Source organism: Chlorogloeopsis sp. ULAP02, assembly GCF_038404745.2.
In the GTDB taxonomy this organism is placed as follows: domain Bacteria; phylum Cyanobacteriota; class Cyanobacteriia; order Cyanobacteriales; family Nostocaceae; genus Chlorogloeopsis.
Genome location: NZ_JAYKTT020000049.1, coordinates 88,868 through 102,620, shown reverse-complemented (window position 1 = coordinate 102,620; position 13,753 = coordinate 88,868). Strand labels below are relative to the sequence as shown.

Below are 13,753 nucleotides of genomic sequence, written 5' to 3'. Positions count from 1 at the left end.
AGGAAAAGCTATATGACAATATGGAAACAATTAACAATTTATGTTAGCGAATTGGATTGTTGGGAACATCAACCCCTTCATCAAGTTCTGCTTGGAATCGCTCGCAAACAAGGATTAACAGGGGTAACGGTAGTGCGGGCAATTTCTGGATATGGCAAACATGGGGTTTTTCGTACTCTAAATAAGCTAGATCCGTCTACTGAGTCCTCTGCACTACCACTTCTTGTTACAGTTATTGATAGTGAAACTGCAATAACCGAATTTTTTTCCTTAGTCAAAGATATGCTTAAAGATAAATTTGTGACTTGTCAAAGTATAGAAGTTCTATCACCATTGGTAATGTTTTAAGGGCAGTATTCATGTCTCACAATCACAGTCACGGACACAGCCACGAACCGACTAATTACAACCGTGCCTTTATTATTAGCGTTGCTCTCAACACTGGATTTGTTGTTATTGAAGTAATTTATGGGTTAGTTGCCAATTCCCTGGCTCTACTTGCCGATGCTGGTCACAATTTGAGTGATGTTCTAGGTTTGTTACTCGCCTGGGGAGCAAGCTTCCTCGGTCGTCGCCAACCAACACCACGCCGTACTTACGGGTTACGTCGCTCCTCTATTTTGGCAGCTCTTTTGAACGCTGTCCTCGTACTCGTGGCTTCTGGCGCAGTTACATGGGAAGCTATCCAGCGTTTTGCTAAACCTAGTCCAGTATCAGGTGGTACAATTATCGGCGTGGCTGCAATAGGCATTGCCATCAATATGGGAAGTGCCTTGATGTTTCTATCTGGTCGTGAAAGAGACTTAAACATTAAAGGAGCCTTTCTCCATTTGGTTGCTGACGCAGCAGTATCTTTAGGTGCAGTTCTGGCTGGTATTGCTATTGTTACCACTGGTTGGCTGTGGTTTGACCCTGTTGTGAGTTTGATGATTGTTGTCGTGATTATTGTGAGTACTTGGCAATTGTTCCAAGAATCTTTGAACTTGGTTACGGATGCCGTACCAGCAGGTATTGAACCACTTGCAGTCCGTACATTCTTAGCTGAACTTCCCGGTGTATCTAGTGTTCATGACTTGCACATCTGGGCAATGAGTACTACAGAAACAGCTCTCACTGCTCACTTAATTATGCCTGCTGGAAATCCTAATGATGCTTTTTTAGTTCAGGTAAATCAACAACTTCACGACCATTTTGGTATCGAACACACTACAATTCAGATAGAAACAGGCGATCCAAGTTATCCGTGTCCGCTTGCTCAAGAAAACGTGGTTTAAACCAATTTAGTTGAGTATGTGGATAGATAATTTGGTGGCGATCGCATTTTGAGCAATTACTGTGACCGAATACCTAATCATCTTAGCTTTGTGAGAACAAATCCCCAAAGTAATAATTATTTAAGTAGAATTGCTGATTTTAATATATACGAAAATAACTAAATTTAGAAAAAAATCTATAAAATACTGATTTTTCATCTTAATTTCATCCTGTTTTTGTAAAGTAGAATTTAGAGATTTAAACTTTAAATCTTATAGCTTTTTCAAATACTACAGTTGTCTCACTAAAATATGGGTGCAACTAAAATTTAGATGCTTATAAATTAAGATGAAATCAAAGTCATCATCTCAAAAGATGAGCTTTATTCCTCGCTCTATCCTACGGACGATAGGAAAATTTCAGCAGACGTTAGATCCAAATGCCGAAGCAAAGGTTATTGAAGAGTTTCGCGCTTCTCGACTTCAAACAATTTCCTCTGTCCGTTTTCTGTTAATTTTGATTGTAGTTCCATTACTTATAAATCAGCTTTCTAGAAACTTTATAATCACTCCCCTAGTTGAGAAGTTCTGGAATTTACAAGAGTCAAACATTTTCTTAAATTCTTCTCAAGAAGAAAAAGCTTTAGCTGAACTCAAAAGATTCGAGCAAGGTATTTATTTTGAAGCTCGAATAGATAAAATAACCACATTATCTGACGAGGTTGTTCAAAAAAAGCTTAAGAAAAAAGCTATTTCGCTATTAGAAGAAAATAAAATTGAAAGTATTAATGCAGTGACAAATGTCTTTACAGATATACTTACAGCCATCACATTAATTATTTTAATTTTAACAGGTAAGCAGCAGCTATCTATTCTTATGTCTTTTGCTGGCGATATAACTTATAGTCTCAGCGACTCTGCCAAGGCTTTTTTAATTATTCTATCTACAGATATATTTGTTGGTTTTCATTCTCCTTATGGATGGGAAATAATTATAGAAAGTACTTTAAAGCATTACGGTTTACCAGAAAACAAAAGTCTTACTTCTTTATTTATTGCTACTGTTCCAGTAATCATGGATACAGTTTTTAAATATTGGATATTCCGCTACCTCAATCGCAATTCTCCTTCAGCTGTGGCTACTTACCATAACATGAATGAATAATTTATAAATATATCTAAATCTTTACATACAAAAAATACTGAAATTATGCCAACTCTCAACATGATTACAACAACTTCCAATACTAAATTCAGCACAGATATAGTTCGGAATTATCTGCAAGATATTGTTCGTGTACCATTGTTGACTCATGAGGAAGAAATTATATATAGCAAACAGGTACAGCAGATGATGGTGTTACAGAAGAAGAAGGAAACTTTGAAGAAACAACTCAATCACGAACCATCTCAAAAAGAATTAGCTCAATATCTACAACTTAGTGAAATAGAAGTGAGGGAAATTTTTCATAAAGGTGTACAAGCAAAGCAAAAAATGATGGCAGCAAATCTTCGTTTAGTGGTTTCTATTGCCAAAAAATATCAAGGACGAAATATGGAGTTTATGGATTTAATTCAGGAAGGTTCATTAGGTTTAGAGCGTGGTGTAGAGAAATTTGACCCCACTCGTGGCTATAAGTTTTCTACCTATGCTTATTGGTGGATTAGCCAGGGAATGACACGAGCAATATCTCAGCAATCACGAACTATTAGACTGCCAATTCATCTTACCGAAAAGTTGAACAAACTAAAAAAAGTGCAAAGGGAATTATCTCAAAAACTAAAGCGCAGTCCTAGTATGTGTGAAATTGCAGAAAAGATGAAATTAAACCCTGCTCAAATCCGCGAACTTGTGATGATATATCGTCAACCTGTTTCATTAGATAAACAAGTGGGCGATAACGAAGACACAGAATTGCAAGAACTTTTAACAGAAGTTCCAGAAGCCTCGCCTGAAATCCAAGTAACTCAAAATTTAATGCGTCAAGATATCTATCTCTCACTGAGAGAATTAACTCCACAGCAGCAACAAGTCCTAATTTTGCATTATGGCTTGGAAGATGATTGCGAACTCACCTTGACGCAGGTAGCTCAACATCTCAACATTAGTGAAAGCAGAGTTCGTTACTTAGAAAAACAAGCACTGAGTTACCTCCGTCGTTGCCAAACAAATCTACGAGAGTATATTTTCAGCTAAATGTATTAAAAAAAATCAGTACGAACATTTTGCTTCTTCAACTGTTTGTCAATATCGTTATAAGCTGAAACGAGGTTAGAGAGAGCTTTGAGACTATAAAAAAGTATACGTTTACGAAAGTGTTATTGCTCCACCAAAGGTCACTTATTTATTTTTATTTTAAGCAATCCCTTCAACTAGCTAAAATTTCACCCAAATTTCATTTGTCTTTGTCAAGCTATTAAGAGGTAGCATCTTTCACGGCAAATGATTCTGATAATTGATAGGCATAGTGGAGTGATTATATGACTCAAATGAATAGAACACTGACATATACTGCTATTTTCGCATTGATTATGGCAGTTTTAGTTCCAGTCACTTATGCAAATCCTACACCACAATCTAGTAACTTTCCTCATGTTATTAGCTTAGGGGAATCTCCTCAAGGTATTCGCCATTGGAGAATTCTCAGACATACTTTAAAAATAGCAGTTCCCCAAAATAGCAAGGCTATTTCTCAGCTAATTATCGAAGCTCCAGCTAACATTGTTTTAAGAGAAAGTATTGATGTGTCCGAGGAATCCGGTAAAAAAATTGCTGCAAAAGTTTCTATTCAAGGCAAAAAAGCTACGCTAGAGTTTGCCGAATCAATTGCTCCTGGAACTATCATCGTAGAAATGAAGAATGTTAAAAAAACAGCAGTGACTACTGGTGATAAGTTCTATAAGATATCTGCCATTCTTGCTGATCTGAATACAGAGTTACCAATTGGTATTGCTCAATTGCGTGTAATTTAATGAACAAATTGCTAAAATACATCTGCTAATTATGAAAGTTTTACTAGTTGAAGATGAGCCAGATTTGGGTGCATCAATTCAGCGAAAGTTGAGTAAAGAAAAATATATTGTTGACTGGGTTTTGGATGGAAATGAAGCTTGGATTTATCTAGAACATGATTGGACTCAATATACACTGGCGATTTTTGATTGGTTGTTACCGGGAATGTCAGGTTTAGAACTGTGCAAACGCTTACGAGTTCGGGGCAATGCTTTGCCCGTGCTGATGCTAACTGCTAAAGATAGCATGGCGGATAAAGTAGCTGGTCTAGATGCAGGGGCAGATGATTATTTGATCAAGCCGTTTGGGATGGCAGAACTACTGGCACGGTTGCGGGCTTTGCAAAGGCGAGGTGCTTATGGAGGTGCAGCGCTTACGTCTCAGTTGCAGCCTTTACAATTGCAAGTTGGTGGACTTATCTTAGACTGTGGTAATTGTACAGTTTCTCGACAGTATCCTAATGGTGAAAATAAGGTAATTTATTTAACAAAAAAAGAGTTTCAATTATTAGAATACTTGATGAAACGTCCTAATACAGTTATTACTCGTGACCAAATTTTGAATCATCTGTATGCATTTAGTGCAGAACGGGTTAGTAATGTAGTAGCAGCTCAAATCCGACTTTTGCGACGCAAATTATCGGAATATGGTTGTGATGTGTTAATCGAAACTATCCCTAGTATGGGCTATCGTTTCAATCCTGGCAATGCAGATTCGACTATTTCGTAAGACTCGCTGGCAATTGGCTACCTGGTATGCGGTAGCTATGGCTCTGATTCTGTCCTTATGCGGTTTCGTGATTTACAAGGTAATCATTGATGCTTATGTGGCTTCTATCAACCGGGAACTGGAATCGGTAGCAGGTACACTACATGATGTAATTGAACCAACTTTGAAACAACCTGGTATTACAGAGCTCGTTTTCCAGCAGGTTTTACCAAATATTTGTTTAGCCGAATCCAGTTGTCCTACCCAAAAGATCCTGAGTCACAGTCAAAGCACCCATAATGAACACGGCATTTTTAGTACTGTATACAAAGATAAGCAATATTACATCCGTTTTGTCGATGGTTCAGGACGGTTAATTGCAGTGGCAGGTTTCCAACCTGATGAATTGCCACCGACTGTGGAAACCCAAGTGTGGCAAGTAGTCAAAGACTTACAAGGCAATCGTTACAGTCAAAAGTCTCTACTGCTGCACACTCAAGATAATCAAGATTGGGGCTATATTCAGGTAGGGCGTAATTTAAATGACCTGGATAGTCGTCTCGCTGCTTTGAAATTAATTTTGGCGGTGGGATTGCCAATTACGGTACTGTTAGTTGGCGGTTCTAGTTGGTGGCTGGCAGGGTTAGCAATGCGACCAATTGACTCTTCGTTTAAACAAATGCAACAGTTTACGTCTGATGCCTCTCATGAGTTGCGTACTCCTCTTGCAGCGATTAATGCAACGGTAGAAACTTTATTTGATATGGAGTATCTGTCTGAGGAGGCGCGAGATGTTTTGGCATCTATTCAACGTCAAAATCATCGACTAGCTGAACTAGTTCAGGATATGCTGTTACTGTCTCGATTGGAACAGCAAACGCTAGCGACACAAAAGATACATTGCTGTCTGAATATTTTGATTAATGATCTGATAGAAGAATTTTCAGCGTTAGCGGCTGCGGCTTCTTTGCACATCACATCTTTGGTATTATGTCAAGAGCTTTTATACGTGATGGGAGATGAAGACCAACTGTTACGCGTGCTTTCTAATCTCATTGCCAATGCTTTACAATACACCCCGGCTGGTGGTTATGTAACTGTCATCCTCAAACGCAGCAACGGTAATGCTGTAATTGAAGTTCAAGATACAGGTATTGGTATTGCATCGCACGAGCAAAAGCGGATTTTTGACCGTTTTTATCGAGTGAATAGCGATCGCTCCCGTAGCACTGGTGGATCTGGATTGGGATTAGCGATCGCTCAAGCAATTGTTCAAGCTCATGGAGGTAGTATACAGGTGCAAAGCCAAGTTGGTAAAGGTAGCACCTTCATCGTTCACTTACCCTTGACAGAAGAACGAAAGCAACTGACTTGTTCATCAAAAGATGAGAATTGAATACGCTTCTCAAGGACATCAATGAAATCACTAAAAAAGTTAAGTTTGACAACTTCTCTTTTGACGTAGGCTGTGGTTTGTGTGAATCTTCCAAATAAAATTCCATGCCATATCTATCAGGTATCAATAAAACTCTAGGCTATACGTTGTTTTTCGCCTTATTTATTACTCCTGCTACTGCTCACAATATTCAAGTATCAGGGGATGTGGCAGGCACTTGGCACATTGAGCCTAACCATACTCCCAAAGCTGGAGAATATGCTAAAGCCTGGGTTGCACTTACCCGCAAAGGAGGAAGAATACTGCCACTAGAGCAGGCTAATTGTCAAATGGCTGTTTACTTGCAACCTCGTAAAACTGCTGACTTACCAATATTACAACCTACTGTCAAAGCTATTTCAGTTGAAAAATATCAAGGTATTCCTGGAGCAGATATTGTCTTTCCCAATACTGGAATTTATCAATTAGAGTTGAACTGTGCGCCCAAAACCGAAGGCAATTTCCAGCCATTTCAGATGAAATATGAGGTTACGGTTGCATCTGGTGTGAATGCACCATCTCTTGCGTCCCAAGAATTAGCCCAGTCAGAAAAAACTGCAACTAGCACGACTAAACAAGAATTGAATATTCCGGCGATCGCTAGTGCTGTATTCTTAGGACTAGGCATTTTAGGAATATTGATACGGCGTAGTGTCAAGCGTTGATGCTTTTAATTTGCCCCAGCTTGTGGTTTTCGTCGGTGCTGTATTAGCAATCCCATCGCCATACCAATGCCGACAATAGCAGTAAAGTAGAATAAACCAATCAACCGGATGTACATTGGCGGTGCAATTCCTTCAACTTCAACTTCTTGTGCGACGTTCACCACTAGAAATTGACGCTTAGATCCAGGGCTAGGAGTTGCTTCCACCTCGACTTTGTGAGGTGCGCCATCAAAAAATTGCTCTTTTCTATGCCTATATGCCTATATGAATATCTATACTGAGTAGATTGATATTTCTGCCAAACTTTTTGACATTATGAGAAAATTATGAAAAACTCTTTGGCAGAATAGATGACTATCCCAAAAAACAAACCCAGCTTACCAGAAGTTTACCGCAGCATCAGAGTACCCAACAGCAAGAGCTTTTGGCGCAAAATGCTGGCTTATGCAGGGCCAGGATATCTGGTTTCAGTGGGATACATGGACCCTGGAAACTGGGCTACAGACATCGCTGGGGGAGCTAAGTTTGGCTACACCCTATTGACAGTCATTCTGCTGTCGAACCTGATGGCGATATTACTGCAATCGCTCTGTGTACGTTTGGGTGTTGCTACAGGGCGAGATTTGGCACAAGCTTGCCAGGACTATTTCAATGCAAGAGTTAACTTTTGTTTGTGGGTTCTGTGTGAAATTGCGATCGCTGCTTGTGACTTGGCAGAACTACTAGGAAGTGCGATCGCGCTGCAACTTTTATTCGGCATTCCCTTGGTATGGGGTGTGTGTATCACTGCGCTGGATGTCCTGGTATTGTTATTCCTGCAACATAAAGGCTTTCGCTATACAGAAGCCTTGGTAATAATGCTGGTAGCAACCGTAGGTATCTGTTTTACAGCAGAAATTCTGTTCTCCCGACCTGATATAGGAGGGATTTTGTTGGGATATCTGCCCAAGAAAGAAATTTTACAAAACCCAGAAATGCTCTACATTGCCATTGGCATTTTAGGTGCAACAGTGATGCCTCACAACTTATATTTACACTCTTCTATTGTGCAAACCCGCGATTGGCAACCTAGTACTGAAAAAAGATGGGAAGCGATTAAGTTTGGCACAATTGATTCAACTTTTGCTCTGTCGTTGGCACTATTTATTAACTCAGCCATTTTAATTGTGTCTGCTGCCACATTTCATTTTTCTGGGAATCAAAATGTGGTAGAAATACAAGACGCTTACAAACTGCTTTCACCATTGTTAGGTGTTAGTGCTGCCAGTGCTATTTTTGGTATCGCCTTACTTGCTTCCGGCCAAAGTTCAACACTGACTGCAACCTTGGCTGGGCAGATTGTCATGGAAGGATTTTTACAATTTCGCCTTCCGTCCTGGTTACGCCGTTTAGTTACCCGTCTGCTTGCTATCATTCCAGCATTGATTACGATTATTATCTTTGGGGAACATAGTACAAGCAGCCTCATCGTTCTTAGTCAAGTTATTCTCAGTTTACAGTTACCGTTTGCTGTGATTCCATTGGTGATGTTTACGAGTAACCGTCGCTTAATGGGAGAGTTTGTGAATCCCTTATGGCTAAAATCTTTAGCTTGGCTAGTCGCTATTGTTATCGTCATGCTCAATGTTTGGTTGCTATTACAAAGTACTTTGGGTTGGTTGGGTTTCAATCTCTAAGTCTCTAAATCTCTTGAAACGGCTTAGGATGGATTTAGTCGAGAATAATGCCGTGCATCTGTCTTGATATAGCTATCAAGGAGAAAGTCAAGCCATGAACTATATTCATAAGGCTGTTACCATACTAGGAATAACAACTAGCGTACTGAGTGGAATACCTGTTGCTGTCCATGCTGCACAGTCAGCACCAACGCGCATCGAACAGATGAATTTTCAGGAATACCACAACCGGGGAGTGCAAAAGCTTGAGCAAGGCAACTTCAACGGTGCAATAGAGGATTTCAGTCAGGTAGTACAGTTAAATCCTAGATACTACGAAGGTTTCTGCCTGAGAGGTTTGGCAAAATCTCAATTAAAAGACTTTAAAGCAGCCGTGATTGACTTCGATCAAGCACTGCGACTAAACCCCAACCATACAGATGCTTACAATGGTCGAGGAACTGCTTATGCAGAACTAGGAAACATTCAAGCTGCGATTACCGACTTTAACCAGGTACTAAGAATCGATCCCAAGTCTGTAGATGCTTACTACAATAGGGGCTTTTTGAATTATAGGCAGGGAAATCACAAGCTAGCGATCGCAGATTTTAATCAAGCACTAAAAATCAACCCCAACTTAGCTGATGCTTACGGGAATCGAGGACTGGCTCTTTATGCTTTAGGCGATCGCAAAAGTGCTATTACCGATTTACAGCAAGCTGCAAGTCTGTTTCAACAGCAAGGAGATACCCAAAGGTATCAGCAAACACAAGCTTTCCTTAAACAGATTCAGCAGTAAACAATATTAAGGTTCAAATTTGTAAAAATCATTTTTAATAAGTTTATTTTAAGGGTAGGCAAGCAAAGCTTACCCTTAAATTTAGCCTAATACCAATTTGAAAAAAGAATCCGACAGATGGGTAGGGGCACAACAATGTTGTACACTTGCGAATAATTTATGTGTCGCAAACATTATTTGAATTGCTATAACTTATACCAATTTGCAATTCGCAATGACGCTCGTTCCGACGCTCGATAGCGAAGCGTTAGCGACGTAGGAGCGTCTGACTCGCTAACGCTATCGCTAACGCTGCGCTAACGCAATTCGCAATTAAGAAACTTAGATGCAGCAGGACTTTTGTCATTTGCATCTGTTGCCAGATTTTGGAGAATCGGTATTAGATTACTGATTAAAACTAAACCGGCCGTTGACCTTTTCACCGCCAACATCCGCAGTAACTTTCACTTGATATTGACCTGTCGCAACTCCATCCAGTTTAGCAGTATAGTGTTTACCATCAGCATCATATGTTAGGGGAACTGTCTTTTGTTGTCCATCTGGTGACTGAACATCAGCAGTAACTTTGGCATTTGGAACAGCTTCGTGTTTTTCGCCTGTTTGCAGATAAAAATCTAAGTGAGTTGCATTCCCTTCTTTCTCAGGCGCTAACTCCATGTGATACTTTCCTGCTTCAACGACTTGAGCATTTTTACCATGTGAGTCACCATGAGCAGATGTTTCAGTTTTGGCAGCTGGTTCGGTTTTGCTAGTATTTTCTGTAGAAGGACTAGAAGGATTACTACTGGACTCAGAAGCTTGATTACTACAAGCTCCTAAAAAAAGTAATCCTACACTTGCGAAAACAACAAAGCCTAATTTGAATGATTGCATTAATTTACTCCTCATTGATTATTAGAAAAATTTCGCTCAATCCCATACGTAGTGCATGAATATCTCTACATTCCCAGGTGGACATCTGGGAAGAATTAATAAATTAAGTTTCATACAGCTGAACCTTGAGTAACATCGATTTCTTGTACTTGTGTAGTCTTTTTGGGAACCAAAAATTTCCCAAATAGCGAATATAAAGCCGGCAAAACTAAGAGTGTTAAAGCAGTGGAAGTAACCAAGCCACCTAACACTACCACAGCCAACGGTTGTAAAATTTCCTTACCTGCACCAGAACCAATTACTAGGGGAACCATACCTAGTGCTGATGAAAGTGCTGTCAGGAGAATCGCAACTAATCGTTCCATCGAACCATCAACAATTACTTGTTTAAGTGGTATTCCTTCTGCTAGGCGATTGTTATAGTTATCTACTAACAGCAATCCGTTACGGGTAGCTACACCAAATAAAGTAATGAAACCAACCATTGAAGCGACGGATATGATCCCACCACCTATAGCAACCGAAATTACACCGCCAATTAACGCTAGTGGCAAGTTAATCATAATCATTGCCGTGGCAGGAATAGACTTGACGGCAAAGTAAATCAGCACAGAAATTGCTGCTAGGGCAACCGCACCTGCAATTATCAATGTCTGCGTTGCTTGTTCCTGTGCCTGAAACTGACCGCCAAATTGGACGTAGTAGCCTCCAGGCAGTTGAATTTGTTTGACGCGATCGCGTACATCTTTAATTACAGAACCCAAATCCTTTCCAGAAACGTTGGCAGAAACCACAATCAGGCGGGAAACATTTTCACGATTGATGGTACTTGGCCCCGTGCCATAATCAACTTTAGCAACCTGAGATAAAGGAATTTTCTGCCCGTTGGGTGTATCTACCAACAAGTTACCAATCACGTCCAAATTGTTACGTGAGCTATCTTGCAACCACACAACGAGATTAAACGTTTGTTGCTTCTCTAACACTTGGGAAACTGCTTTGCCATTTAGTCCAGTCTCTATAGTTTCTGCCAATTCGCCCACGGTCAGCCCATAACGAGCGGCTGCATCGCGGTCAAATTGGATTTGAATTTGTTTAACCGGGACTTGGGGTTCAAGTTGCAGATCCACAATGCCGGGAATACCACTCATGGCAGACTGTACCTGTTTACCAATAGTGCGGAGTTGTTCGAGTTCGGGGCCGTAGATTTTGACAGCGATCGCACTTCTGACTCCTGATAAAATTTCATCCATGCGGTGTGAGATAAACCCGCCAATATTAGTTGCAACACCAGGAAGTTTTTCAAACTCTTTACGGAGTACTTCAACAGTCTTCTCTCGATCCTTTCCTCCTTCTTCACTAATTTGCACATCCAACTCACCAAAGTTTACCCCTGCCACATCCGGGTCTCCTTGAGCAAACCCAGAGCGAAACGCAATGGCATCGAAACGCTGCTCCTTTTTGAGGGCATCCATCACTGCTAAAGCTGCTTGGTCAGTTGCATTCAGGGATTCACCGGGTAAAAGAATTATTGCATTGACCAAAGATCGGTCTTGGAACTCTGGCAGGAAGACTTTTCCTAATCCAGGTAGAATTATCATAGATGCAACAAAACCCGCAAGTGCAACTCCTAAAACTACCTGGGGGCGACGAATTGAAAACTTCAAGGCTGGACGATAAAATTGATGTACTTTGCGCTCTAGCCAAGTTTCCGTACTAGGTAAACGGCGATTTGCCAGTAGTAAGGCACATAGTGCTGGAGTCAGTGTTAATGCAACTAAGGTAGAAGCAAGAATCGATAGCAAATACGCCATTCCCATTGGTGTGAAAATGCGACCTTCTACCCCAGACAAAACAAAAATCGGTGCAAAGACTACTGCAATAATTACTGTAGAAAATAGAACACTAACACGTACCTCTACTGAACCATCAAACACGACTTGTAAAGGATTTTTCGGGTTGTCTGCTATTTGGTTCTCCCTCAATCGGCGGTAAACGTTTTCCATATCAACGATGGCATCATCAACCACAGAACCAATAGCAACCACCAGTCCACCCAAGGTCATGGTGTTAATGCCCTGTCCAGTCCAGCTCAGAATAATCATCCCCAACAGTAACGACACAGGCAGCGCACTAAGGCTAATAATAACCGTGCGCCAGTTCATCAAGAAGATAATCAGAATAACTGAAACAATAATTACGCCATCCCGCAGGGCTTCCTCAACGTTTTTGACCGAAGCTTCAATGAATAAATTCTGGTCAAAGGTCTTAGTAAACTTGACATCTTTCGGTAGCCCTGGTTTAATCTCTTCCATTGCTGCTTCCACAGCTTTGACAACGGTGGGAGTATCTGCCACAGGCTGCTTGGAGACAGTTAAAATCACCGCTCGTTTGCCTTGAAATAGTCCATCTCCACGTCGCAGTGCTGGACCAATTTTGACCTCTGCTACCTGTTCTAGTAATACGGGTGTACCTTTCGTCGCCTTAATTACTGAACGCTTGAGCTTGTCAATCGACTCGATCCGCCCAATTCCCCGAATTAGCGTTTCTTGATCGGGAGTAATTAAAAATCCTCCCGGCACGTTGACGTTGGCATTCTGCACTGCCTTAGTAACTTCTGGCAGGGAGACATTATAGGCTTTGAGCTTGTCTGGGTCAACCAAGACTTGATACTGTCGCTCATCCCCACCATAGAGAAATACGTTACTCACCCCTGGTACAGCCAGCAAGCGATTTCTTACATCCCAGTTGACAATGCGCCACACCTCCATCATGTCAGTGCTTTCAGCAGAAAAAGCGTATTTGACAGCCCATCCCAAGGGCGAGTTAACAGGCAGAATTTCTGGCTGCTCAACCCCTTGTGGCAGTTGCGCTCCTTGTAATCGCTCTGTAACCAGTTGACGCGCACGATATATATCAGTGTCCCAGCTAAAGACGGCTTTAATTGCAGAAATTCCGACAGCGGAAGCGGAGCGAAGCGATTCTAGTCCAGGCGTTCCGTTAATCGCGCTCTCAATCGGGCGAGTCACCAAAGACTCGATTTCTTCTGGTGCTAAACCGGAAGCTTGAACTTGAATTTCTACTTGGGGAGGAGCAAAGGCAGGAAATACGTCAAGCGGCATTTGTGTGATGACGCGCAATCCCCACAGACTAATTAATATCGAGGCAATAACGATTAGCCACCTTTGCGCGATCGACCATTTGACAATGGAATTGAGCATTATTTTTCAGACCCTAGCTGGGATATCTGCTTGGTTATAGTGATGTTTACGATGAGGTACTGTATTTAATGTCTCAGATGAAAATGAAATTAAGATGAAATTTGTAAGATCAAGTCAAAAGTACCTTGAGG

Annotated in this window: 12 protein-coding genes and 1 pseudogene; 10 read left to right on the top strand and 3 right to left on the bottom strand. The window is 40.9% G+C overall.

Annotation, left to right across the window (positions count from 1 at the left end):
* Positions 1–12 precede the first annotated feature (12 nt).
* The 8 genes from U2718_RS17405 to U2718_RS17370 all read left to right on the top strand — a co-directional run bounded on the left by U2718_RS17405 (position 13) and on the right by U2718_RS17370 (position 7,074).
* Positions 13–348 carry a DUF190 domain-containing protein gene (locus U2718_RS17405; protein ID WP_342001578.1) on the top strand — a complete coding sequence of 112 codons (336 nt, stop codon included), beginning with the start codon at positions 13–15 and terminating at the stop codon, positions 346–348.
* Positions 349–359: 11 nt separating this feature from the next.
* Complete coding sequence (locus U2718_RS17400) at positions 360–1,274, top strand: cation diffusion facilitator family transporter (RefSeq protein WP_342001581.1); 915 nt, start codon at positions 360–362, stop codon at positions 1,272–1,274.
* A 328-nt stretch (positions 1,275–1,602) separates the two neighbouring features.
* Positions 1,603–2,418, top strand: a complete 816-nt coding sequence (locus U2718_RS17395; RefSeq protein ID WP_342001582.1) for a CemA family protein — start codon at positions 1,603–1,605, stop codon at positions 2,416–2,418.
* A 45-nt stretch (positions 2,419–2,463) separates the two neighbouring features.
* Positions 2,464–3,450: an RpoD/SigA family RNA polymerase sigma factor gene (locus U2718_RS17390; protein ID WP_342001584.1), complete on the top strand. Its 987-nt coding sequence runs from the start codon at positions 2,464–2,466 to the stop codon at positions 3,448–3,450.
* 284 nt (positions 3,451–3,734) lie between these two features.
* Positions 3,735–4,226 carry a hypothetical protein gene (locus U2718_RS17385; protein ID WP_342001586.1) on the top strand — a complete coding sequence of 164 codons (492 nt, stop codon included), beginning with the start codon at positions 3,735–3,737 and terminating at the stop codon, positions 4,224–4,226.
* Positions 4,227–4,257: 31 nt separating this feature from the next.
* A complete protein-coding gene (rppA, locus tag U2718_RS17380) occupies positions 4,258–4,995 on the top strand; it encodes a two-component system response regulator RppA (protein WP_342001587.1) in 738 nt (245 codons plus the stop codon).
* Entirely contained in the window at positions 4,973–6,370 is a 1,398-nt protein-coding gene (gene rppB / locus U2718_RS17375) for a two-component system sensor histidine kinase RppB (RefSeq protein WP_342001588.1), read from the top strand. The genes rppA and rppB overlap by 23 nt, the downstream gene beginning before the upstream one ends.
* Positions 6,371–6,474: 104 nt before the next feature.
* Positions 6,475–7,074 (top strand): hypothetical protein, encoded by a 600-nt coding sequence (locus U2718_RS17370; protein WP_342001590.1) that lies wholly within the window; start codon positions 6,475–6,477, stop codon positions 7,072–7,074.
* Positions 7,075–7,079: 5 nt separating this feature from the next.
* On the opposite strand, the pseudogene U2718_RS17365 reads toward U2718_RS17370, so the two are convergent.
* Positions 7,080–7,319 (bottom strand): annotated as a pseudogene (locus tag U2718_RS17365) (hypothetical protein); the annotation flags it as partial.
* Between the two features lie 105 nt (positions 7,320–7,424).
* Here U2718_RS17365 and U2718_RS17360 point away from each other — a divergent pair.
* Together U2718_RS17360 and U2718_RS17355 are read left to right on the top strand one after the other, a co-directional pair.
* Positions 7,425–8,750, top strand: a complete 1,326-nt coding sequence (locus tag U2718_RS17360) for an Nramp family divalent metal transporter (protein ID WP_342001592.1) — start codon at positions 7,425–7,427, stop codon at positions 8,748–8,750.
* A 94-nt stretch (positions 8,751–8,844) separates the two neighbouring features.
* Complete coding sequence (locus U2718_RS17355) at positions 8,845–9,528, top strand: tetratricopeptide repeat protein (RefSeq protein ID WP_342001594.1); 684 nt, start codon at positions 8,845–8,847, stop codon at positions 9,526–9,528.
* Positions 9,529–9,912: 384 nt separating this feature from the next.
* Here the strand turns inward: U2718_RS17355 and U2718_RS17350 are convergent, their stop codons facing one another.
* Positions 9,913–10,401: a hypothetical protein gene (locus U2718_RS17350; RefSeq protein ID WP_342001596.1), complete on the bottom strand. Its 489-nt coding sequence runs from the start codon at positions 10,399–10,401 to the stop codon at positions 9,913–9,915.
* Between the two features lie 110 nt (positions 10,402–10,511).
* Complete coding sequence (locus U2718_RS17345) at positions 10,512–13,622, bottom strand: efflux RND transporter permease subunit (protein WP_342001598.1); 3,111 nt, start codon at positions 13,620–13,622, stop codon at positions 10,512–10,514.
* Positions 13,623–13,753 lie beyond the last annotated feature (131 nt).